This is a genomic window from Bartonella sp. B10 (assembly GCF_053794435.1).
The window spans coordinates 315807-340205 of sequence record NZ_CP200030.1 but is presented as its reverse complement, the minus strand read 5'-3'; the positions used below and the strand labels follow the sequence as shown (position 1 = coordinate 340205).

At 35.7% G+C, this 24399-nt stretch carries 16 protein-coding genes; 12 read left to right on the top strand and 4 right to left on the bottom strand.

Going from position 1 to position 24399, the window contains the following annotated elements; genetic code table 11:
* The first annotated feature begins 2 nt into the window (after positions 1–2).
* From V3565_RS01465 to V3565_RS01455, 3 genes are all read left to right on the top strand, one after another.
* Complete coding sequence (locus tag V3565_RS01465; RefSeq protein ID WP_455478564.1) at positions 3–689, top strand: winged helix-turn-helix domain-containing protein; 687 nt, start codon at positions 3–5, stop codon at positions 687–689.
* Entirely contained in the window at positions 686–2068 is a 1383-nt protein-coding gene (locus V3565_RS01460; RefSeq protein WP_455478563.1) for a sensor histidine kinase, read from the top strand. Before V3565_RS01465 ends, V3565_RS01460 begins: the two co-directional genes overlap by 4 nt.
* Before the next feature lie 102 nt (positions 2069–2170).
* The gene (locus tag V3565_RS01455; protein WP_455478562.1) at positions 2171–5098 is read left to right on the top strand and encodes a bifunctional [glutamine synthetase] adenylyltransferase/[glutamine synthetase]-adenylyl-L-tyrosine phosphorylase; all 2928 of its coding nucleotides are present in this window, start codon (positions 2171–2173) and stop codon (positions 5096–5098) included.
* A 494-nt stretch (positions 5099–5592) separates the two neighbouring features.
* On the opposite strand, the gene V3565_RS01450 is transcribed toward V3565_RS01455, so the two are convergent.
* The 3 genes from V3565_RS01450 to V3565_RS01440 form a co-directional block, all read right to left on the bottom strand.
* Positions 5593–7926, bottom strand: a complete 2334-nt coding sequence (locus tag V3565_RS01450) for a PAS domain-containing sensor histidine kinase (RefSeq protein WP_455478561.1) — start codon at positions 7924–7926, stop codon at positions 5593–5595.
* 282 nt (positions 7927–8208) lie between these two features.
* Positions 8209–10836: an aminopeptidase N gene (pepN, locus tag V3565_RS01445; protein ID WP_455478560.1), complete on the bottom strand. Its 2628-nt coding sequence runs from the start codon at positions 10834–10836 to the stop codon at positions 8209–8211.
* Between the two features lie 76 nt (positions 10837–10912).
* A complete protein-coding gene (locus V3565_RS01440; RefSeq protein ID WP_455478559.1) occupies positions 10913–11755 on the bottom strand; it encodes a uracil-DNA glycosylase in 843 nt (280 codons plus the stop codon).
* Positions 11756–13158: 1403 nt separating this feature from the next.
* Here V3565_RS01440 and V3565_RS01435 point away from each other — a divergent pair.
* Positions 13159–14028 (top strand): phytoene/squalene synthase family protein, encoded by an 870-nt coding sequence (locus tag V3565_RS01435; protein WP_455478558.1) that lies wholly within the window; start codon positions 13159–13161, stop codon positions 14026–14028.
* Between the two features lie 217 nt (positions 14029–14245).
* Here V3565_RS01435 and V3565_RS01430 read toward each other — a convergent pair whose 3' ends face one another.
* Complete coding sequence (locus V3565_RS01430; protein ID WP_455478557.1) at positions 14246–16135, bottom strand: peptidyl-prolyl cis-trans isomerase; 1890 nt, start codon at positions 16133–16135, stop codon at positions 14246–14248.
* Positions 16136–16290: 155 nt separating this feature from the next.
* Between V3565_RS01430 and tpiA the strand changes: the two genes are divergently transcribed.
* The 8 genes from tpiA to V3565_RS01390 all read left to right on the top strand — a co-directional run bounded on the left by tpiA (position 16291) and on the right by V3565_RS01390 (position 24397).
* Positions 16291–17055, top strand: coding sequence for a triose-phosphate isomerase (gene tpiA / locus V3565_RS01425; RefSeq protein ID WP_455478556.1), 765 nt, complete (start codon positions 16291–16293; stop codon positions 17053–17055).
* Positions 17056–17141: 86 nt separating this feature from the next.
* Entirely contained in the window at positions 17142–17567 is a 426-nt protein-coding gene (gene secG, locus V3565_RS01420) for a preprotein translocase subunit SecG (protein ID WP_455478555.1), read from the top strand.
* A 141-nt stretch (positions 17568–17708) separates the two neighbouring features.
* Entirely contained in the window at positions 17709–19337 is a 1629-nt protein-coding gene (locus V3565_RS01415) for a CTP synthase (protein ID WP_455478554.1), read from the top strand.
* Positions 19338–19553: 216 nt separating this feature from the next.
* On the top strand, positions 19554–20825 hold the full coding sequence (gene eno / locus V3565_RS01410) for a phosphopyruvate hydratase (RefSeq protein ID WP_455478553.1): 1272 nt from the start codon (positions 19554–19556) through the stop codon (positions 20823–20825).
* An 89-nt stretch (positions 20826–20914) separates the two neighbouring features.
* Positions 20915–21319 carry an NINE protein gene (locus V3565_RS01405; RefSeq protein WP_455478552.1) on the top strand — a complete coding sequence of 135 codons (405 nt, stop codon included), beginning with the start codon at positions 20915–20917 and terminating at the stop codon, positions 21317–21319.
* 192 nt (positions 21320–21511) lie between these two features.
* Positions 21512–21841 carry an FtsB family cell division protein gene (locus tag V3565_RS01400; RefSeq protein ID WP_455478551.1) on the top strand — a complete coding sequence of 110 codons (330 nt, stop codon included), beginning with the start codon at positions 21512–21514 and terminating at the stop codon, positions 21839–21841.
* Positions 21842–21969: 128 nt separating this feature from the next.
* Positions 21970–23010 carry a pyruvate dehydrogenase (acetyl-transferring) E1 component subunit alpha gene (pdhA, locus tag V3565_RS01395; RefSeq protein ID WP_455478550.1) on the top strand — a complete coding sequence of 347 codons (1041 nt, stop codon included), beginning with the start codon at positions 21970–21972 and terminating at the stop codon, positions 23008–23010.
* Positions 23011–23023: 13 nt separating this feature from the next.
* Positions 23024–24397: a pyruvate dehydrogenase complex E1 component subunit beta gene (locus V3565_RS01390; RefSeq protein ID WP_455478549.1), complete on the top strand. Its 1374-nt coding sequence runs from the start codon at positions 23024–23026 to the stop codon at positions 24395–24397.
* Positions 24398–24399: the final 2 nt, after the last annotated feature.

Below are 24399 nucleotides of genomic sequence, written 5' to 3'. Positions count from 1 at the left end.
TTATGAAGATACTCGTTATCGAAGATGATTATGAGACAGGGCGTTATCTCGAAAAAGCTTTTTGGGAAGCAGGACATTCAGCAGATGTAGCATATGATGGAGATACAGGATATGCTTTAGCTGATACGGAAAATTATGATGTTATGGTTGTTGATCGGATGCTTCTGCATCGTGATGGTCTTTCTATCATTTCTGAGTTGCGTGCTAAAGGTAATGAAACACCAGCTCTTATCCTTTCAGCTTTAGGACAGGTTAATGATCGTGTAGCGGGTTTACGTGCAGGGGGTGATGATTATTTAACAAAGCCTTATGCTTTTTCTGAGCTTCTTGCTCGTGTTGAAGTTCTACAGCGGCGTAAAAATCCTAAAGAAGCGGAAACTATTTATTGTGTGGGCAATCTTGAGCTTGATCGGTTAGCTCATACGGTGAAACGTGGCGATAAGAATATTCTATTACAACCACGTGAGTTTCGTTTATTAGAGTATTTGATGAGATATGCTGGTCAGGTCGTGACACGTACTATGCTTTTAGAAAATGTTTGGGATTATCATTTTGATCCGCAAACAAATGTGATTGATGTTCATATATCCCGTTTGAGAGCAAAAATTGAAAAAGATTTTGATGTACCAATTTTACATACTATACGTGGAGCTGGATATATGCTGAAAGAACCAGATAATAAAATATGAATCGTTTGATTAATATGATGCGCACAACAGCGTTAAGGCTTTCAGCGCTTTATATTTTGCTATTTGGATTAGTTGCAGCAGGGCTTTTTATTTATATAACGGCATTTTCTGCTTCATTATTAACCAAACAAACCGAACAGGCTTTACGTGAAGAACTAGGGCGTATTGAAAGCGCTTATCATTATGGTGGATTATCTTTATTAATGCGCACTATTGATTATCGCTCACGGCAACCAGGTGCTTTTCTGTATCTTGTTACTGATCCTATGGGACGTATTTTAGCAGGGAATGTTGCAGGTATTGAGCTTGGCCTTTTGAATCATAATGGCTTTCTTTCTAGCTCTTTTTTATATTCGCGTTTTGGAGAACATGGGCAAACAAGTGAACATCGTGCTTTAGCAATTATTGTTGATTTGCCTAATGCTATGAAAATCCTTATAGGGCGTGATCTAGATGAACCGGAACGTTTTATAGCGGTTATTCGTAAGGCAATTATGATCGCTCTTGCGGCAATGGTTGGAGGTGCTTTATTAATATGGTTTTTTGTCGGCAGACGGGCATTACAGAGAATTGACCATGTAACAGATGCATCAAAGCGCTTGATGGAAGGTGATTTTAGTGGGCGTTTACCTGTTTCCGGAGTAGGTGATGAATTTGATCGATTATCAGCTAATCTTAATGTGATGTTAGACCAGATTGAAGAATTAAATATTGGTTTACATCAGGTATCAGATAATATTGCTCATGATCTTAAAACACCATTGACGCGTCTTAGAAATCGGGCTGAAGAGGCTCTTTCGGGGAAAAAGACAGTGCTTGAATATCGGCGGGCACTTGATGGTGTTATTGTTGAGGCAGATCAGCTTATTCGTACTTTTAATGCTATTTTAATGATTTCACGTATTGAAGCCAGCAGAGCCATTGAGAATCTTGAGATTATGAATATGAAGTTGATTCTTGAAGATGCAGTTGAGCTTTATGAACCTTTTGCTGAAGAATCAGGTGTTTTACTTCAGCTAGGAGATACATTTGATAAAGAGATTAAGCTCAATCGTGAGCTTATTGCGCAATCAATTTTTAACCTCATTGATAATGCCATTAAATATGCATCTAAAGGTGAAAGAAATGCAGAGGTTTACTTATCTATGGAATATTATGGTGAACATTTGTTGGTTGTTGTTAGTGATAATGGTCCAGGAATTGCAGAGGATAAACGTGAAAAAGTAACAGAACGATTTGTTCGTCTTGAAGAAAGTCGTACACAGCCAGGTTTTGGAATTGGTTTAAGTATCGCAAAGGCTGTTATGAAACTTCACGGAGGTGAATTACTTCTTGAAGATGCAAATCCAGGTCTTAGAGCTATTTTATTATTTCCCTAAAGGTGTGTTTTTCTATTTTATATACGTGTATACGAAATGATTATTTGTTCCTTTGAATTTTAATGTAATAAAATAAAAAATGAAATTTCTTTTCAAGGGAGTGTGAATGAAAAATGCTTTTTAAAAATAAAGCTTCTTCCTTTACGTCCCATTGGTGAGAACGGTTTTCGATGGCTTAAAGACATCGAAGAACAAGCGAGAAAAGAAAATTTAGTATCGTTAGCTTCTTATATTGCAGACAAGGGAGAACAGATTGATTTCATAAATGCGGTCATGACCTTATCGCCTTTTCTGCGCGAAGTTTTGATTGCTAATCCATCGTATCTCGATACTTTATTAAATGTTGATATAGAAACAAGGCTTGGCGAAATTATAAATGATATTGCGCTCATAGATAAAAATGCTTCTATTAATGAAGCTTCATTGATGGCAGTTTTAAGATGCAAGAAACGAGAAGCACATACTCTTATTGCGTTAGCTGATTTGGGAGGTGTTTTTAATTATGAAGTTTCATGTGCTTGGTTGACCCGCTTAGGTGAAGTGGTATTGGGTGTAGCTTTACGTTTTCTTTTAAGAGAAGCGCATGATCAAGGCAAAATCAGTTTATCTAGTCGAGATGATCCGGAAAAAGATTGTGGTTTAATCATTTTGGGTATGGGCAAGTTAGGGGCAGGGGAACTGAATTATTCTTCTGATATTGATCTCATTGTTTTTATTGATGATATGTCACCACATATTGATAATATTCATGAGAGCATAGATATATTTTCTAAAATGGTACGTCGATTGATTCGTATCATTCAAGAACGTACTGTGGATGGGTATGTTTTTCGTCTTGATTTTCGTCTTAGGCCAGATCCAGCTTCAACTCCTTTGGCATTGCCGGTTAGAACTGCATTACGTTATTATGAAGGTCGTGGTCAAAATTGGGAACGTGCAGCTATGATTAAAGCACGTCCAGTAGCTGGTGATAAAAAAGCTGGTTTTAATGTTCTCAGAGAGCTTTCTCCTTATGTGTGGCGCAAGTATTTGGATTATGCTGCTATTGCTGATATCCATTCAATCAAGCGACAAATCCACGCATATAAAAATTATAATCAAATTTCTGCCTATGGTCATAATATAAAATTGGGGCGAGGTGGTATTCGTGAGATTGAGTTTTTTGTGCAAACACAACAACTAATTGCTGGTGGGCGTTTTCCTCAATTACGCGGGCGTAAGACAGTTGCAATGTTAGCAGAGCTTCACACTCTTGGTTGGATAAGTAAAGAAACTAGAGACAGTCTCATAAAAAGTTATGCCTTTTTACGGAATGTAGAACACCGTATTCAAATGCTTGCAGATGAACAAACGCATCTTTTGCCAAATGATGTTTCTCAATTCATGAGTGTTGCATATTTAATGGGGTATCACGATAATAGTTGCTTTATTAGAGATTTGTTGAAAACGCTGCAGATTGTTGAAAAACACTATGCAGCGTTGTTTGAGAATGAGAAAGAACTTGGCTTAGAGATCGGTAATTTAGTTTTTACAGGTGAAGAAGATGATCCAGAGACATTGATAACATTGGAGTGTTTAGGCTTTAAAAGGGCAAGTGATATTTGTCGTATTATGCGGACACTACATTGTGGGCGTTATAAAGCTACTCAATCTGTTGAAGCACGTGAAAGATTAACAGCTTTGACACCTGCACTTTTAAAAGCTTTTGGCGCGACTAAACGAGCAGATGAAGCAATGTTGTGTTTTGATAATTTTTTACAGGGTCTACCTTCTGGGATTCAGCTTTTTAGTCTATTGCAGTCTAATCCGTCTCTTTTGGATATGTTGGTGCTTATTATGGGAGCTGCTCCGCGTCTTGCAGAAATTATCACACGTAAACCACACGTATTCGATGGAATGCTAGATCCAACAATTTTCTTAAAATTGCCAACAAAAACTTATCTAGAAAATCAACAAAAATATTTTCTTGAAGGTGTAGTCTCTTATGAAGAAATCCTCAATCATTTAAGGGGTTTTGCTGATGAACAACGTTTCTTGATTGGAATTAGGATTTTAAATGGCGCAATTAGGGGAGACAAAGCAGGTTTTGCATTTACTGCGCTTGCGGATCTTATGATTGCAAAAACATTTACTGCAGTTCAAGAAGAGTTTTCTCGTCTCCATGGTTGTATTAAAGGAGGACGTGTTGGCATTCTAGGTATGGGTAAACTTGGAAGTCACGAATTAACTGCTGGTTCGGATGTTGATCTTATTTTTCTTTATGAACATGATGAGGATGCAGAAATATCTGATGGAGAAAAACCTCTCTATATTTCTCAATATTATACTCGTTTGACACAACGTCTTGTTGCAGCTTTATCTACTCCTACAAATCAAGGTATCCTTTATGCGGTTGATTTAAGATTACGGCCATTAGGTAATAAGGGACCTGTTGCTGTTTCTTTTCAATTTTTTAAAAAATATTATTATAAGGAAGCATGGATATGGGAGCATTTGGCTTTAACGAGGGCACGAGGCATTGCTGGAGATCCTGATTTTATACAAAAGGTAGAAAATGAAATTTGTGCAATTATTGCTCTTTCTCGTAATAAGATGGACGTAGCAAAAGCGGTATGTAAAATGCGTACTTTGATTGAAAAAGAAAAACCTCCAGAAAATTTATGGGATTTGAAAACTATGATTGGGGGTATTATGGATCTAGAATTCATTGCCCAATTTGCTCTTATTACTCATGTAATCGAGTTCAAAATTGGAGCAACTACAGCTGATATCTTGGCGCATTTACCTTCTAATTTTCTTAGTCCATCATCTATTTCTGATTTACATCATGCCTATGATTTATATACAAATTTAAGCCAAATCATAAGACTTTGCTTAAATGATACTTTTAATCCTGATGATATGCCACCTGGATTAAGCGATCTTTTGTTGAGTAGTGTCGGGGAACCTGATTTGCTTCGTGTTGAACAATTGATTGAGGAAACAGGACAGTTAGTTCGTTCAATTTTTGTACAAATTATGAAAATTTAAATGCGTCAAACTACAATTTTATGATAAGTTTATCATAAAATTTCTATTTAGTTTCTAGATAAAAATCAAGAAATACTATAGTAATATATAGAAATAAAAGTATATAAAATATAAATATTAAAAAATAACAATAAAATTATAAAATAAGTAGTTTATTTTAAAAGTTAGTTTTTGATAATGAAAAGTATTGTTCTTATGTATACAAGATATCCTTATGTAGGTTTTAACTATAAAATAATGGATATATATATCGATGTGGTTTAAAAATTTTTAATTAATTGTAAAATAGAAGGTTATATTTACTACTTTTTTTATTTCAATAAAACTCTTCTGCTGCTTCTGTTTGCAATATTGACATTGACGTTGCAAATAATGGTTTTTACGTTAAGTTAAAACAAATTATGATGTTTGAAAAAATAGGTAAAATTAGTCTAATTTATTTCGATAGTTAATAGCGATACATGGCTATCGCTATAAGAATGGTAATGTCTTTTTTAGGATTTGTTTTGTTGGATTGGCATTGTAATTGTTACAGTTGTACCCTTCATTTCTTTGGAGGTAATCTCAAGTTTTCCTTTGTGCAGTTCTAGCAGAGAGCGTGATATAGCCAGTCCAAGGCCAGAACCTGTATGAGTTTTAGTAAATTGATTTTCAACTTGTTCGAAAGGTTGTCCGAGTTTTTTAATTGCTGATTGAGGGATACCGACACCCGTATCTTTAATTTTAAAAATAAGATGATTCTTTTTCTGGACAGCATAAATATTAACACTTCCACCGGAAGGTGTAAATTTAATAGCATTAGAAATAAGGTTAAGAAAAATTTGTCTCATGGCACGGCAATCAACTTCGGTATGCAGTTCTGAAGAAATGTTGGTTGTAACAGAAATATTTTTTTCTTGAGCCTGTGGCATAAGTGTTCGTACTGTTTCGTGAATGATAGGCTCAAGATTAATATTTTTTAGATTAAGAGTAAATCTTCCTGCTTCGATTTTGGACATATCAAGGATATCATTGATAAGAGCTAGAAGATGTGTTCCTGAACTGTAAATATCATGCATATATTCCTTATAGCGTTGTGAACCGAGAGGACCAAAAGTAGCTTGTAACATGATGTCTGAAAATCCAAGAATGGCATTAAGTGGAGTGCGTAATTCATGAGATATGTTAGCTAAAAATTCTGATTTAGCTTTGTTAGCACTTTCAGCACGCTCCTTTTCAGCTTTGAGACTTTTGTTAAGTTTTTCAACCTCTGTTGCACGCTGCTGAGCATTTCCTCGTGCACGTTTAAGTTCTTGAATGAAGGAAAAGAAGCGCCTTTCACTATCTTGAAATTTTTCTTGTTGTTGCTTAAGTTCAGAAATGTCAGTACCAATACAGACTAGTCCTCCATCTTGAGTGCGTCGCTCGTTGATTTTAAGCCAACGACCATCTGCAATTTTACGAATACTTGTTATGTTACCAGTACCATCATCTTCTTTTAGGAGATATTCACTGATAGCAGGGCGAGCCATGGCTTCAACAGTTGCGCGTTGAATACCAGATTGTAGATTCTGCTTAGGGATCGCTGCATATTCACAAAATTTGCTATTAGACATAACCAAACGTTCTTCTGAATCCCACAATACGAACGATTCTGAAATATTTTCAATTGCATCACGAATACGAAGATCAGCTTGCACTGTTTTCTCAGCAAATTGACGTTGTTCACTAATGTCGAAGGAAATACCAACTAAATGGGGTTCTTCTTCTTCTTCTGTAACTTCAGCACGAATCCGCATCCATATATAATGGCCATCTGCATGACGCATGGGGACATTAATATCAATATGCTTTTTTTTACCGCTCATTAGTTCCTGAGCAAGATCAAAAAAATTAGCATCATTTGGGTTGATAATAGCAGTGATTTGGGAAATTGACAGCAATGCATCTTGAGGGACATAACCGAGCATTTCGTACATTGCTCGTGACCAGTATACACGTCCATTTGCTATATTCCAATCCCACAATCCACAACGTCCACGCATCATCGCCATATCAATGCGATTTTGAATTTTTTCTGAAATTATGTTTGAATTATGCGCTCGTATAATTTGATTATAATAGGCATATAGAAGAACCAAAATAACACCAGTAGTTCCTAGGAACAGGGTCATATTTAACGAGAAAATTTTACGCCATTCTGTGTAGGTATGTTGCGTTTTTTCACCGATAAATACCCCGTATTGTCCATTTTTTGTTTTTCTAAATACAGCGAAAGCAGGAGTATCTCTTCCTATCGTGATTTGTGTTACTTCAGCGTATTTCTCTAGAGACTGTAAAGAAATATTATCATAAATAAAATCTTGTAAGGGTTTTCCTAAAACTATTTGTGAACTGGATGATGCTAGGACATTACCCTTTTGATCTACTATAGCGATAATGGTATTGGTACTGATCAAGCCTTTATTAATGGAACTTGTAATGATATTTTGCAAATAGTTATGAGAAAGAATGGAAGCTTTTTTTTGCTGAGCATCGGCAAGTAAGTTATGATCAATTATATTGGTAATATAAGAGTTCAGGAGAGTAATTGAAGAGCGCGCGTTTTTATCAATTGTATGGCGCAAATCATAGATCGATATGAAACGAATTGCTGCTAAAACAACAAGGAATATAACAATGATAAACGGAATAGAACGTCGTAACCAAGGTTCAACAAATAAAAGCTTTTTATAGATTAAACCAGAAAGCATATTTATATATGTTGTCCGCACTTTATGATTTTTAGTGCGTGCTTTTGAAGCGGTATGCATCTTTGTTGGCGCATTGTATGCGTCCAGTTTAGCCATTGTTAGTTCCTCTAATTATGGAATAATTTGACTGAAAAACTGCTTCGGTATTCATAATAACCTCGTAAGAGTAATGAATCAAAACGAGAGTCTTCTGTCCAGTCTTTTTTTTACAAAAAGCAATTTTACTTTTGTGAGTGTAGAATATGGAAATAAAAACGCACTACAACGATCAACTCAGAAACAGGTTTAAATTCTCTGTTTCTGAGTTTACTATTTCTAAAAAGACAGTTAATTTTATAAGAAATACTATAATATATTGATTACAAAATATTTTTTATTTTAAGCAAGTATACGATTTATGATATCTGCGACATCGCTTGACAATTTGGGAGATGATTCAATCGTTTTTAATGCAGTTTCAAGTTTTTGTCTCCGAATAGGTTCTAATTGTCGCCAAGAACGCATCATTGTTAATAATCGCGAAGCAAGCTGTGAATTTTTTTTATCAATTTCCAAAATAAGTTGGCAAAGAAAATAATATGATGCACCATCAACTCTGTTAAATCCTGTTAAGTTGTTGGATGCAAAAACGCCAATTAAGGCACGTACACGATTGGGGTTATCTTGCGAAAAAAGCGAATGTTGCATAAGTCTTTTAATGTTATCGAGGGTTGATGATTCAGCAACCATTGCTTGAATAGAAAACCATTTATCCATAATTAAGGGGTCATTCCGATATCTGCTTTCAAAATCATTTAAGGCGTTTTGTGCTTGTTTGCTTTTGTAAAAGCGCTGTACCAAAGTATTTATACTGGCCATTTTGTCAGTCATATTATCAGCTACTGCATATTGTGTAGCAGCACGGTTTGGTTCATTTTCCGCAATAGAAAGATAGTCTAAAACAATATTCCGTAATGCTCGTTTGCCAATTTGTTCAGCGTTTGGTGAATAAGGTTCTTCTATATGCATTTGTTCATAAATTTTTGTGAAGAGTTCTTTATGAGTGTCTGCGATAGACGATAAAAATTGCTTTCGTACATAGTAGATACGATCTGGATCAATATTTTCACCGAGTGTATGAGCAAGCTCAATTTCGCTCGGTAAATTTAAACAAAATGCACGAAATTCAGGTTCAAGACTTGCATCTGTAATGATGGTTTCAATCAATTCTAGCAAAGCAGAGGGCATAGCTTCTTTTGTTTGTGTTGTATTTTGAATGACTTGAACCATGGCTTGCATCATCAGATGGTTAAGTGACTGCCAGCGATTGACTTGATTACTATCATTTTTAGCAAGAAAGATAAGTTCACTTTCCCTCAATGGAGTTTTCAGAATTATAGGCGCAGAAAAATCTCGCAGAAGTGATAAAACAGGTTTTTCGCGTAATTTCTTTAGAGTGAAAATTTGAGTTTCTTTGGATAAAAGCATAATATCTGATTGAATGTCTGTATCAGTCTCATAGGTTAATGACTCTCCATTATGTCCTAAAAGCCCAAAAGAAATGGGGATGACCATAGGTTTTTTGATATTTTGTTGTGGCGTTTCAGGAATATATTGTTTTGCATGAATTGTTAAAACACCATCACTATAGTGGGTATCGATTTCTACATGAGGTGTACCTGCTTGTTCATACCACAGCATGAATTGTGAGAAATCTTGCCCTGAAACTTCAGCAAAGCATGCAATAAAGTCTTCAATCGTGCAAGCTTTTCCATCATGGCGTTGAAAATAGAGGTCCATACCTTTGCGAAACAGAGCAGAGCCTAAAATAGTCTGTACCATACGGACAATTTCAGCGCCTTTTTCGTAAATAGTTGTGGTATAAAAATTATTAATTTGACTGTATTGGCGAGGGCGTACAGGATGGGAAAGAGGGCCTGCATCTTCGACAAATTGTGTAGCTTTCAATGCTTTTATATTTTCAATTCTCTGCAGGCTGCGCACATTGTGATCCGAAGAAAACTCTTGGTCACGATAAACGGTTAATCCCTCTTTTAAACAAAGTTGAAACCAATCACGACAGGTAATACGATTGCCAGTCCAATTATGAAAATATTCATGCGCAATGATGCGTTCAATATTTCTATAATCCTGATCAGTTGCTGTTTCATGGTCAGCAAGGATATACTTATCATTAAAGATATTGAGTCCTTTATTTTCCATTGCACCCATATTAAAATCGGAAACAGCAACAATATTGAAAATATCAAGATCATATTCGCGTCCAAAATACTTTTCATCCCATTGCATAGAACGTTTGAGTGCATCCATTGCATAGATTGCTCTTTTAGTTTTCTCTTTTTCAACATAGATACCAAGTTTGACACATCGGCCGGATTTAGTGATAAACTGATCTTCTAATTTATCAAGGTTTCCACCAACTAAAGCAAAGAGATAGGATGGTTTTGGATGAGGATCTTCCCAAACAGCAAAATGGCGGTTATTATCAAGATGTCCAGTTTCAACAAGATTACCATTGGAAAGCAAGTTGGGGATTGTCTGAGAATCTGCTTCAATTTTTACTGTATAGGTAGAAAGAACATCTGGGCGATCATAAAAATAAGTAATACGACGAAAGCCTTCCGCTTCGCATTGTGTGCAATAGACGCCGTTTGAAAGGTAAAGCCCCATAAGTTGGCGGTTACTTTTAGGGTTTAATTCTGTAACCAATTGCAAGGTAAACGGAACTGTTGGTAAAGTGGTAATTTCTAAGAGTGAAGGAGTGCTTTTATAAGCATTTTTATCCAATGTCTCACCATTAATAGAAACAGAAATTAATCGAAGATCATCACCAGAAAGCACAAGAGGTGTCATCTCTTTTGTATTGTGACGTGCTTTAATTAACAGTGTTGCTGTTACACGGGTTTTTGTCGGTTCTAAACAGAAGTGAAGATGTGTTTCTGGAATAGTGTAAGGGGTGGGTTGATAATCTTCTAGACGATAAATGGGTATTGTTGGTTGTTTCATAATTTTTCCTGATTGTAGTAAGAGTATGAATGATTAAAAAAGTATTTATATTTTTAAGCAATAAAAAATTAAGTAATTACAAAATGTTATTAAGATGGTTTTTTACTTCTAGAAAGTCCATCCATGTAAGCTTTTTTTGACTAGGGGTTCGTAAAAGATATGCAGGGTGAAAGGTTGGCATAACGGGTATTTTTTCTTCCCCTTCTTGTCCATAAATAAACCATTTTCCTCTTGTTCTGATAATTCCACTCTGAGATCCAGTAAGAAATTGTGTAGCGACTCCCCCTAATGCTATGAGAACACGAGGATTGGCTAATTGAATATGTCGTTCAACAAAAGGGCGGCATAAGGTTATTTCTCTTGGTGTTGGTGTACGATTTCCTGGCGGACGCCATGGAATAGTGTTTGTTATATAAACATTTTGTCTTGTAAGACCGATTGCTTCCAGTATTTTATTAAGAAGAATACCTGCTTTTCCTACGAAGGGAATACCTTGTATATCTTCTTCACGTCCTGGTGCTTCGCCAATGAGCATAATCGGACTTCCTGCCGTTCCATCTGCAAAACAGGTATTCTTAGCTGTTAGTTTTAGTGAACAACCATTAAAAGCTAGAAGAGCAGATTTTAATTCGTCAAGTGTATTCGCATTTTTTGCCATCTCTATAGCAGATAGCTCTATAGTTGAAAGCGAACGCTGCGTGGTATCAGGATTATGCAGTATACGATTAAGTTGATTTGTATCTGATTGTATGTGTTGATGATTGCCAATATTAATGGCCTGTTTTAATTTTTTTTCTGAAGAAGAAATTTTACTGAAGCGGTCAATAGGTACATCGGTTAATACGGCATCAGCACCACTTTCTTTATAAAAATTTAGGAGTTCTTTATATGAAATTGCATACTGATTCTGGTTTGGCATTGGTATTTTTTCTTATGATTGATCTACTCACGAATAAAACAGATGAAATCATTCTTCAAGCATTATGATATTCTTGTTGCTAATCTTTATATGAGAATACTTATAAAGTATGGAATGGTACAACATATTTAGATTTTATAGATTTTTTTGGGCAGTGATTAAAAAATAATGCATGGATGTATATTTGCGCTTTATATTATAGATTCAGGAGTAAATCTATTTAATAGTAAATGTACAATAATGGCAGCGGGGAGAATACGACCTGTCTCTCGTGTTGCTTCTGGCAAATTAAACGAGGAATGATAATACCACTCATTTCAGTCTTATCAATTAGACTGTCTCTTATAAAGAGAGCACTTTCGTGTTTAATATTTTTAAAGATCTTCTCAGATTATTCTCCACCCGCTTTTAGACTTTCCTTCTCATGGTTACTATCTCTCCAATATAACATAGAAACAACTATTATATCAACAATTTGTCCACTCATGAAAATTTGAATTTTTTAAGGCAGCAGTCAAAATGATCAAATAATCTGTTTATAGCACTGTCTGATAGTACAGCATATTTTATAGAATCTGTAAGATAAGGATCTTGAATATTGCTACGAAATAAAATTTTTGACATCTATTTTTGAAATGATTTGAAAAAGTTAGTGTTTACAACAAGGTTTTACAGAAGCATTGAAAGTTAATGCATATTGTTCATATGCTTAAGTGAACCGCTGGTATCTCTCAAACGCATATGATAATTTTTAATACTAAAAATTCTAATTTGTTCGGTATGTAAAATTTCACAATTTACAGTATCGGGATAATTGTATTTTCTGAGTAACAGAGTTAGTGTTTAGATATGATATTAACTAAGTAAAAAAGATGTGTAGCTTTCATTTTTGCAATGTTGTTTTTTTTTAGCAAAAAAGACTAGATTGTTTTAGCTTTTCTAAAAAAAGTCTCTGTCAATCCAAAAATTTTTAGAGAAAATTAGGTGGGATATGTAAAACCTTCTTGATATAAATTTCAAAATTTTCGTATGAATGCATGGTTGGTTTGGTTTATGTCTAAGAAAGTTCATTCTTTGAGAGCCAACATACTTTTTCAAGGAGTATCCTGAGACATATTATTATTTATAAGCATTTTTAATAGTATGCGTTCATAAAGATATTAAATATAAGTATGTGTTGATATTTAATTATTGTGATGAGAGATAAAAGAAATTGTAAACGGTTTTTCTTTTTTAGAAGTGAAAATAGTCAGGAATAACAATATCGTTAAACAAGGATTTTTCATTCATTATCTACTGTATGGGAAGTTTCAAAATATCATTTCTTTGGTTTTATTTTTTTTCTTTATGTTAAAAAATATAAATAAATAATTATTAAAAATGAGGTTCATAAGTACAATAGAATGATAAATTTTCTTCCTTATTGTCTTGATATTCTACGTGCTACAGATCGTGATCGTTACATATCGGTTTTATTTGCACCTAAAAAAAAGCGCATAGCATTGGCTGCTCTTTACGCTTTTAATGCGGAAATTTCTCGTATTCGAGAGAGTGTGCATGATCCTCTTATTGGAGAGATCCGATTGCGTTGGTGGTATGATTCTATCATTAATATTGATGTGCAAAATAGTGGAAGAAATCCGATTTTGAATGATTTATTTACAGCAATTACTCTTTTTAATTTACCTAAGAATTCTTTTTTGCGTTATTGTGATGCACAGATTTTAAATCTTTACCATAATTCTATAGAAACGATTCACGACCTCGAAGCTTATTGTAAAGAAACAGCGGGTATAATTTTGCAGCTTTCTTGTCAAATATTGGATTCTCGTGCTTCTGAAGCTACACAAAATTTTACAAATGTTTGTGAACATGGAGGAATTGCTCAAGTACTAAGCGGTATATTACGTCTTTTGTCATTTATGCAACCAAGATATCAATATTATTTACCTACTGATATGCTAAAGGCTTTAGGGGTTAATCGGGAAGAATTGGAGTCTAATCGTATCAATGATGAAAAAAAGCGCTATATTGTTGAAGCTATGGTTGCGTTATCGCGAGATCATTATATAAAATTTTATGATCATTTCATTAATTTGCCTAAGCTGCTTAAGCCAGCATTTCTGCCGCTAGCAATTATGCCTGCATCTCTCCAGAAAGCAGTACAGTTGGGTGCTGCAGTTTTTCAAGAGAATTCAACGTTACCGTTACTTTACCGCTATTGGTTGATAACAAGAGCAGCAATGAGAGGTAATATTCCAAAAATATTGTAAGAATAAAATAGTATTATCAAAAATAAGAGAAATCCTTAAAATATGCATGGACTTGCTCGTATTAAAATTAAAAATAGCTATGACGAAGTTAGATAAAATTTGTACTAACTTTCTTTATTGTATTTGAACTTTTACTTAATACTTTATTATCATAGCTTTTATGTAACGTATTGATTACGATTTATAAAATAACTTCTCTAAGTCATTTACAACATTTTTAATGAAGAATATCGAAAATTTGATTATAGTTAGCACCATTAATTTTTAGAGGATGTTCTTTGTTTGCAAATTGCAGCATTCCTAGCTTTAAATCTTCTCTTATTATCATGTCTATATTTGCACGGACATTAGGTGGAATGATGTCAGAGGTGATATCTTTTGGTGCTGTTACTTCCTTTACTTGATAAATAATACGGCTTGTTGTAGTCGAATTTTTTATTATGCCATAATGACCTTTTGGGCCAGAAAATAGTTCTTTAACACCCTCATCCCCAAATATTTCATATGAATCTTGGCGCCGTAGAGCTTTTGTTGTTTGTTGTGTTACGCCAAGCATATGGGCTAGAGAAGCAAGATTCTTTCCATCAGTAAGCTGTTTGAGAATATTTTTGGCTTTTTCATCAAGAAGACGTTGAATTTCTTCACTTTTCCATTTGTTGATAGCATCTTTCTTGACTTCTTCAAGGATTTTATCACGGGCAGGGATTATCGTATCTACTGTGTACCAAAGATATCCACCTGTTTCTAGGGAAAGAGGGTCAAGATCAACTCCTTCTTTTGATTGATAGATAGCATTTAGTAAAGTATCTTTTTGAGGTAAATCTGTAAGCATTATACCTTCGATTGTTCTTCCTGTTTTATCAATTGTTACGGTACGTAGAGGCAATTTATATTGGTTGGCAAGCTCTTTGAGAGAAGCACCTTCAAAACGAGCGTTTTCAATTGCCATATAATTATTACGTATATTATCCATAGCACGGCTTTGAGCAAGTGTTTGGCGAATATTTTCTTCTACACTTTCAAAGGGAATAGAACTAGGGGGTGTAATATGTGTAACACGAACGATAACAGGACCTTTTAAATCGTTGATTACACCACTGATTTGATCTTGTTTAAGTTCAAATATTTCAGATGCTAGATAGCTAGGAAGTTCATTTTCTGCTAGAGGTCCCTTTTTTATATCTTTGAGAGTCTTTTTTTCAGCTTTCACTAAGTCATCAAAGCTTAATCCATCAGCTATTTTTTTTGCTGCGTTATCAGCGGCTTCACGTGTAGGGAATTGCAATTCTTCAATTGTGCGCTTTTCAGGAGCTATAAAATGTGAAGCGTTTTGAGTATAGTAGGCTTTAGCCTCATCTGTTGAGATATCTTTTAATTTTATAAACTCAGAAGGTGTTATAGGCAACAAAGAAACAGTACGGTATTCTGGAGAACGAAATTCACTTTTATGAGTATTAAACCATTTTTGTAATGTTTCTTGATCGGGATCAGCAATTTTATTTTTTTCTTTTAGATCAATAACAAGATAATCAGCGATACGGGCTTCTTCTTGGTAAAGAGAAAGCGCTTTATAAAAGAAATCAGGTGCTTTCATTCCAGAAAGTAAAGCTGAAATAAGCTGACTACGCTTCTCTTTTTTGGTGTAATAATTAAGGAAATTACTTTCACTGATATTCAATTGTTGAAGATAATTACGAAATAAATCTTTGCTGAAGATTCCATTTTTTTGAAATATATGATCTGCACCAATAACACGAGCTATTTCGTCTTTTGAAAGATTAATCTTCATTTTACGTACTTGTTCATCAAGGAGTACACTTTGTTGTAACTTACTGAAAACAAAAGCTGGAATCCTGTACTCCTGTATTTCATTTGGTGTGAGCATTCGTCCAAGATGAGAAGCAAGTGCCAAATGTAAACTTTCATCAGCGAGTGCAAGACGATAATCATCGATAGTTACTGTGGATTTTCCAGAAGTGATAAGGTCTTTTTCACTTTTTGTGTGTAACTGTGGTACACCCCATAAAAGGATGAAGCATAGGAGCAAAATAGCAAGAAAAATTCTAGCAATCCAAGAATCTTTGGCATTTCTTATGATGTCAAGCATCGTTCAACTCCATTTGTTGGTATAATTATCATCAAAGCAGTGATTTTGTATTTGCAATAAAGATCCATAATATGCAAGCTTAAAGGATTGCTTTCGTTTTATAATTTGATACCTAAAGATAAAAACAATGTTATGATAGCTTTGGGAGTAGAAATATGGCACCAAATAGTCGTCCTTTGATTGCCGGAAATTGGAAAATGAATGGAACCGGTGATTCTCTTGGAGAATTGCGCGCTATTGCTTCTGGTGTTAGTTCTGATTTAGGCCGTTTATTTGAAGCACTTATTTGTGTTCCAGCAACGCTTTTGTCACGTGCTTTTGATACACTGAATGGTGAAAATCTTCTTTTGGGAGGGCAAGATTGCCATTTTACTGATAGTGGTCCTTATACTGGAGATATTTCAGCTTTTATGCTTAAAGAAGCAGGGGCGGATTATGTCATTATTGGACATTCGGAACGTCGCACAGTGTATCATGAAAGTGATGCGGTTGTTTGTGCAAAAGTGCAAGCAGCATGGCGAGCAGGCCTTGTTGCTCTTGTTTGTATCGGAGAAACATTGGGGGAACGCAAAAATAATAAAGTTCTGGATGTTCTCACACAGCAACTTGAAAAATCCTTACCTGATGGTACAACAGAAAGGAATGTAATTGTTGCGTATGAACCGGTTTGGGCTATAGGTACAGGAAATACAGCTACTTTAGAAGATATTGCGGAAGTGCATGGTTTTATTCGTCATAAGATGTTCTCTCGTTTTGGTGATAATGGAAAAAATATACGTTTACTTTATGGTGGATCAGTAAAAGCATCCAATGTTTTTGAACTTTTGAGTATTGCTCATGTTAATGGTGCTTTGATAGGTGGAGCAAGCTTAAAAGCAGTAGATTTTTTAACTATTTGCGATGTTTGTCGTAAACTATAATTGGGGGAATCTTTCTTCATCCCCCTTGGATTGTGTGCAATTTATGTGTAAACAATTACAATTAGTTATTTTAAAGAGCAGGATTTATGCAAACAGTACTCATTGTTATTCATTTTTTAATTGTTATTTCCTTGGTTTGTGTTGTATTGATTCAGCCTTCAGAAGGTGGCGGTCTTGGTGTTAGCAGTGGTTCAGGACTCATGAAGACGCGCGGCAGCAAAAATGCATTGACTCGTTTAACTGCTATCTTAGCAATCTGTTTTTTTGCAGTGTCTATTGGGCTTATTGTTGTTGGGAATATATCGAATTCTGATATTCTTAAGCGCATTCCAATTAGCTCAGAAAAAGATCCTGTAAATCAGGGTAATGCAGAAATTGCACCATTGTCAAATAGTGAATCTACCCCTTCTGTTTTAGAGCAGTCAGATAGTATTGCTGTTCCAGCTCATGAAGAAAACAAATCTACAGTTCCGGTAATCGAAAGTCCAGTTCCGCTTTTGCCTAAAAAGTAAGTTTCTGATGACAGTACAAAATAGTATGGGTTTTAAAATAAAAAAGGTGATTTTTCACCTTTTTTATTTTGTGAAAGAAAAACTATTTTTTATATTTTTTTACTGGAAAAATCATTATAAACTGCTTATTACCTTAGCCTCATGGTACGTTATATTTTTATTACTGGTGGAGTAGTTTCTTCTCTCGGAAAAGGTATTGCGGCAGCAGCGTTGGCTTCTTTGTTGCAAGCTCGAGGATATCGTGTGCGGCTTCGTAAGCTTGATCCTTACTTGAATGTTGATCCAGGTACTATGTCACCTTATCAACATGGTGAGGTATTTGTAACTGAAGATGGTGCAGAAACAGATCTTGATCTTGGTCATTATGAGCGTTTTACCGGGCGTTCTGCGAATGGCCAAGACAGCATTACGACGGGACGTATTTATAGCAATATTATTAAACGAGAACGACGTGGTGATTATTTGGGAGCAACTGTTCAGGTTATTCCTCATGTTACGGATGAAATTAAAAGATTCATTACTACGGGGAATGAAGAGTTTGATTTTGTTTTGTGTGAAATAGGTGGAACAGTTGGTGATATTGAGGCAATGCCTTTTCTTGAAGCGATTCGCCAGTTGCGCAATGAATTACAGAGGCATAGTGTTGTGTATGTGCATCTTACATTGATGCCTTATATTTCTTGTGCCGGTGAATTAAAAACCAAACCGACACAGCATTCCGTTAAAGAATTGCAGTCAATTGGTATTGCTCCCGATGTTTTGTTGGTGCGTACAGATCGGCCTATTCCAGAAACAGAGAGGTGCAAATTATCACTTTTTTGTAATGTTCGAACGAGTGCAGTTATTCAAGCATTAGATGTTTCAACAATTTATGATGCTCCGATAGCATACCATAAAGAAGGTTTAGATTCAGAAGTTCTTTCTGCTTTTGGGATTAATTCCGCACCTAAGCCGAAATTAGATCATTGGGAAGATATTACGTATCGGATTCATCATCCTGAAAAGGAGGTGATAATTGCAGTCGTTGGAAAGTATACGGGCTTAAAAGATGCTTATAAATCCCTTACTGAAGCGATTGTGCATGGTGGATTGGCTAATAGAGTAAAAGTTAATATTGAGTGGATTGAAGCTGAGTGTTTTGAAAGAGAAGATCCTTCGTTATATTTACAAAAAGTCCATGGAATCTTGGTTCCTGGTGCTTTTGGAGCACGTGGTGCAGAAGGAAAAATTCAAGCAATTCAATTTGCGAGGGAGCGTAAAATTCCATTTTTTGGTATTTGTCTTGGAATGCAGTTGGCTTGTATAGAGGCTGCGCGTAATCTGGCGCATATCGAGAATGCTTCATCAAGTGAATTTTGTGAAACAAATAATCCAATTGTAGGTTTAATAAAAGAATGGTGTAGAGAGGGTATTCTTGAGGAGCGTAAAAAATATGGAGATCTTGGTGGGACAATGAGGCTTGGTGCTTTCGTTGCTGAATTAACAGAAGGGAGTCATGTTGCTCAAATTTACGGGATGACAAGGATTTGTGAGCGTCATCGTCATCGTTATGAAGTGAATATAAATTATAAAGATAAGCTGGAACAGTGTGGTTTGATTTTTTCTGGGATGTCTCCGGATGGTGCTTTGCCAGAAGTTATAGAATATACAGATCATCCGTGGTTTATTGGTGTTCAGTATCATCCAGAATTAAAATCACGTCCATTTAATCCACATCCTCTCTTTTCTTCTTTTATCGAGGCTGCTGTGAAACAGAGTAGATTATTATAATTCATAAATTATTTATTGAAAAAAGCACGAGGATCTAGATGATTTATCGTATTAGAGATGTGGTATGATTAAGTTTGATAATTTACAAAGATTTTCTAAAGTTTTAATAAAATTTTATTATCTGTCAAAAAAATAAATTAGATATGTAATTATAAAGGATTTTTGTCGTATGGTATTTAAAGTGGGTGGGTATTTTTATTAAGTAAAGAAGGTTTTATGGCTGTAATTGTAGATATTATCGGGCGTGAAGTGCTTGATAGCCGTGGGAATCCAACTGTAGAAGTTGATGTTCATTTGGAAAACGGTGCTTTCGGTCGTGCTGTTGTTCCCTCTGGGGCATCGGTTGGTACGCATGAAGTTGTAGAACGTCGTGATGGGGGTGTGCGCTATCAAGGTAAGGGGGTTGAAAAAGCGGTTTCGGCGGTAAATGGTGAGATTTTCGAAGAACTTCGTGGTCGGGATGCAAGAAATCAAATCGATGTTGATCAAGCAATGATCGCTTTAGATGGAACACCTAATAAGGCACGTCTTGGTGCTAATGCCATTTTGGGTGTTTCGTTGGCTGTTGCAAAGGCTGCAGCGGAATCATCTTGTTTGCCTTTGTATCGTTATATTGGTGGTACGCAAGCACATATTCTTCCGATACCAATGATGAATATTATTAATGGTGGCGTGCATGCCGATAATCCAATTGATTTTCAAGAATTTATGATTATTCCTGTTGGGGCACCCACGTTTAAGGAAGCAGTCCGTTACGGTGCTGAAATTTTTCATACATTAAGAGAACGTCTAAAAGCTTCTGGTCATAATACTAGCGTTGGTGATGAAGGTGGGTTTGCACCTCAATTTAAAAATGCTAAGCAAGCAATTGATTTTATTATGGAATCTATAGTTTTATGTGGATATAAACCAGGTGAGCAAATTGCTCTTGGTTTAGATTGTGCTGCAACGGAGTTTTATAAAAATGGGTCATATTTTTATGAAGGTGAGGGAATATGTCGTAGTGTGCAAGAACAGGCAGAATATTTAGATCAGCTTATTGATAATTATCCTATTATTACGATTGAAGATGGAATGGCTGAGGATGATTGGGAAGGCTGGAAGATTCTTACAGATTTAATTGGCAAGAAATGTCAGCTTGTTGGTGATGATTTGTTTGTGACGAATTCTGCACGTTTATGTGATGGTATTAAAAGAGGTGCTGCTAACGCTATTCTTGTTAAAGTTAACCAAATTGGCACGTTGAGTGAGGCGCTAAATACCGTAGAAATAGCTCATAAAGCGGGCTATCGTACCATTATATCTCATCGTTCTGGTGAAACTGAGGATGATTTTATTGCAGACTTAGCAGTTGCAACGAATTGTGGGCAAATTAAAACTGGTTCGCTTGCACGTTCTGATAGGTTGGCAAAGTATAATCAGCTTATTCGTATTGAGGAAATGTTAGGAGATCAAGCTTGTTATGCAGGTGGCTTGCATCATGGGTGATTGTTGAGAATAGACAATGTATTTTTAAAATTATCAAATTTTATTATTTTATTAAAGATAAAAAATGACTGTTTCATAGGTGATTGAAGATGAGAGGTATAATTATTAGTCAAGATCAAGGTACTTATCTTGTTTCAGGTGATGATGATAAACGTTATCAGTTTGCGATTTGGGATTGGTTAGGAAAAAATCCACCAAAAGTTGGTGATGTCATTGATTTTGTGTGTGAAGGTGATACTGTCAATTCTGTTTTTCCATTGTTACGACAAGGATCAGAACAATCAAAAGTGATGTTGGCGCTTATTTGTTGGTTTGCTGGTGTATTTGGTATTCATCGCTTTATGGTTGGTAAAGTTTGGACTGGTACGTTAATGCTTGTTCTGTCTTTATCAGTTATTGGATTGCTTGTTACTGGAATTTGGGCAATTGTCGATTTTATAACCATTATAGCTGGAAAATTTTCGGAAAAAAATGGAAATAAAATCACAAATTAGTGATTTTATTGCATAGTGTAGCATAAAGTATAAACAAATAAATAACATAGTCTACTTTTGTTGTAGTTAAAGGTATTGGATTATGGCATCTATTTATTTTAGTTTTGGTATTTGGTAATGAGGTGTTAGTGGAAGATTTGTACAGTTAATTAGAATTTAAAGACTGTGCTATTCGAGGGATTGTGCTATTTTATGTGGACAAAGCAAAAACGAAAGTCGGCGAGCGTGCGCTTTATGCTTCCACTCATGACGGTGGGAATTGTAGGATATTTCACGTATCATGTTTTTCATGGTGAATATGGTTTGTATTCATGCAATGAGGTTAATAAGCATATTGCTGAGTTGGAAGGAGAGCTTCATAATGTAAAAGCTGAACGGATATTCATTGAAAAGCGTATTTCTCTTTTGCGTGATGGGCACATTGAGAAGGATATGCTGGATGAATATGTTCGGAGGAATTTGAATTTTTCCATGCCAAATGAATTAACAATTTTAATTCCTTTCGATGATATTAAAAGTTAGTTAAAATCATTTAATTTTAAAAAAGCATTCTAAAACAATTGTCTGTGGTATTTTTTGAGTTGATTTATAATGCTTGTAACTTCTGTTTGTAGGGGTTATTCCTAGATAATCGTGAAAGGGAGTTTAATATGGCAGAACGGCTAAAAAAAAAATCTTCATCGGTGGTGCACCCTACATTATCAAATGCTGCCAGAATAGCACAAGTAGCTAATTTTACAAAAAAAGAGGAAATGGATGCTTATCGAGAAATGCTTTTGATTCGTCGTTTTGAAGAAAAAGCAGGACAACTTTACGGTATGGGTCTTATTGGTGGTTTTTGCCATCTTTATATCGGGCAAGAAGCTGTCGTCGTTGGAACAATGAAGGCAACAAAAGAAGGTGATCAGGTTATTACGTCTTATCGTGATCATGGTCATATGTTAGCGGTTGGTATGAGCCCGCGCGGTGTTATGGCTGAGTTAACAGGACGTCGAGGTGGCTTTTCTAAAGGGAAGGGCGGTTCGATGCATATGTTTTCTAAAGAAAAAAATTTTTATGGTGGGCATGGTATTGTTGGTGCGCAGGTTCCAATTGGTTCAGGTTTAGCATTTTCAAATCAGTATCTTGGTAAAGATAATGTAACGCTTGTTTATTTTGGTGATGGTGCTGCAAATCAAGGACAGGTTTACGAAAGTTTTAATATGGCTTCGCTTTGGAAACTTTCGGTTGTGTACATTATTGAAAATAATCAGTACGCTATGGGGACATCTGTTGCACGTGCGTCTGCAGATATTGATTTTTCTCGTCGTGGTCTTTCTTTTGAAATTCCAGGTATAGTTGTGGATGGTATGGATGTGCGAGCAGTTAAAGGAGCTGCTGATGAAGCCATTGCTTGGGCACGTTCTGGTAAAGGGCCAATTATTCTTGATATGCAGACTTATCGCTATCGCGGTCACTCTATGTCTGATCCAGCAAGATATCGATCAAAGGAAGAGGTTCAGAAAATAAAAGAAGAGCATGATCCTATTGATCAGGTAAAGAATCGGATTCTAAAACAAAATTTGGCAAGTGAAGACGATTTAAAGTCTATTGAAAAAGAGGTGCGTGCGATTGTTGCTGATGCGGCGGATTTTGCGCAAAGTGATCAAGAGCCAGATGCTTCTGAGCTCTATACTGATGTTTTAGTTTGATGCGAGGAAAGCAATGTCTATTAATATTTTGATGCCGGCACTTTCTCCAACGATGGAAGAAGGAAAATTATCTAAATGGCTCAAAAAAGAAGGTGATAAGGTTAGTATTGGTGATGTTATTGCTGAAATTGAAACTGATAAAGCAATGATGGAAGTGGAAGCTGTTGATGAGGGTACTATTGGTAAAATTTTTGTTCTTGAAGGTTCTGAAGGTGTAAAAGTTAATACTGTTATTGCGGTATTGTTAGAGGATGGTGAAGGTGCTGAGGATATTTCACACGCTACTGATTCTTTAAATTTTCATAAAAAATTTGATAAGGATGATACTTCTCTTTTTTCTTCAATATCGGAATCTCACTCTTTTGATATTACTCCTCATTCAGGTATTTCAGCGGGAACGCAAATGGTTACAATGACGGTGCGTGAAGCGCTTAATCAAGCTATGGCTGAAGAGATGCAGCGTGATGAGACAGTTTTCTTATTAGGGGAAGAGGTAGCGCAATATCAAGGTGCTTATAAAGTTAGCCAAGGTTTATTAGAAAAATTTGGTGAGCGACGAGTTATTGATACACCAATCACAGAACACGGTTTTGCTGGGTTGGCTGTTGGTGCTGCGTTTGGAGGGTTACGTCCTATTGTTGAGTTTATGACATTTAATTTTGCTATGCAGGCAATTGATCAGATCATTAATTCAGCAGCAAAAACCCGTTATATGTCTGGTGGACAAATGTCTACACCAATAGTTTTTCGTGGTCCCAATGGCGCGGCTGCGCGTGTTGGTGCTCAGCATTCTCAATGTTATGCTGCATGGTATAGTCATGTGCCGGGTCTTAAGGTCATTATGCCGTATAGTGCTGCCGATGCAAAAGGTTTGTTAAAGGCTGCTATTCGTGATGATAATCCTATTATTTTCCTCGAAAATGAGATTTTATATGGTCAAAAATTTGATGTTCCTGAAGTAGATGATTTTGTTTTACCTATAGGTAAGGCGCGTATTCATAAATTTGGTAAGGATGTGACGATTGTTGCGTGTGGGATTGGGATGCACTATGCGGTTCAAGCATTGCCAGAAATTGAGAAACTTAGTATTGATGTTGAATTGATTGATTTACGAACAATTCGTCCTATGGATCTTCCAACAATTCTTGCTTCAGTTAAAAAAACAGGTCGTTTGGTAACAATTGAGGAGGGATATCCTCAGTCATCTGTTGGTACTGAAATAGCAACACGTGTTATGCAACAGGCATTTGATTATCTTGATGCGCCAGTTGCTACAATTGCTAGCAAAGATATTCCTCTTCCATATGCTGCAAATCTTGAAAAGTTAGCTTTGCCCAGCATTGGTGAAATTGTTGAGGCCGTTAAGGCTGTGACTTACAAAGCATGACG

Bases quoted from the DNA above. Each gene is read 5' to 3' on its own strand.
- V3565_RS01435 (WP_455478558.1), top strand. From the start codon at position 13,159: ATGATAAATTTTCTTCCTTATTGTCTTGATATTCTACGTGCTACAGAT.
- V3565_RS01400 (WP_455478551.1), top strand. From the start codon at position 21,512: ATGTGGACAAAGCAAAAACGAAAGTCGGCGAGCGTGCGCTTTATGCTT.
- pdhA (WP_455478550.1), top strand. From the start codon at position 21,970: ATGGCAGAACGGCTAAAAAAAAAATCTTCATCGGTGGTGCACCCTACA.
- V3565_RS01440 (WP_455478559.1), bottom strand. From the start codon at position 11,755: ATGCCAAACCAGAATCAGTATGCAATTTCATATAAAGAACTCCTAAAT.
- V3565_RS01415 (WP_455478554.1), top strand. From the start codon at position 17,709: ATGGTACGTTATATTTTTATTACTGGTGGAGTAGTTTCTTCTCTCGGA.
- V3565_RS01460 (WP_455478563.1), top strand. From the start codon at position 686: ATGAATCGTTTGATTAATATGATGCGCACAACAGCGTTAAGGCTTTCA.
- eno (WP_455478553.1), top strand. From the start codon at position 19,554: ATGGCTGTAATTGTAGATATTATCGGGCGTGAAGTGCTTGATAGCCGT.
- V3565_RS01430 (WP_455478557.1), bottom strand. From the start codon at position 16,135: ATGCTTGACATCATAAGAAATGCCAAAGATTCTTGGATTGCTAGAATT.
- tpiA (WP_455478556.1), top strand. From the start codon at position 16,291: ATGGCACCAAATAGTCGTCCTTTGATTGCCGGAAATTGGAAAATGAAT.
- V3565_RS01390 (WP_455478549.1), top strand. From the start codon at position 23,024: ATGTCTATTAATATTTTGATGCCGGCACTTTCTCCAACGATGGAAGAA.
- secG (WP_455478555.1), top strand. From the start codon at position 17,142: ATGCAAACAGTACTCATTGTTATTCATTTTTTAATTGTTATTTCCTTG.
- V3565_RS01450 (WP_455478561.1), bottom strand. From the start codon at position 7,926: ATGGCTAAACTGGACGCATACAATGCGCCAACAAAGATGCATACCGCT.
- pepN (WP_455478560.1), bottom strand. From the start codon at position 10,836: ATGAAACAACCAACAATACCCATTTATCGTCTAGAAGATTATCAACCC.
- V3565_RS01465 (WP_455478564.1), top strand. From the start codon at position 3: ATGAAGATACTCGTTATCGAAGATGATTATGAGACAGGGCGTTATCTC.
- V3565_RS01405 (WP_455478552.1), top strand. From the start codon at position 20,915: ATGAGAGGTATAATTATTAGTCAAGATCAAGGTACTTATCTTGTTTCA.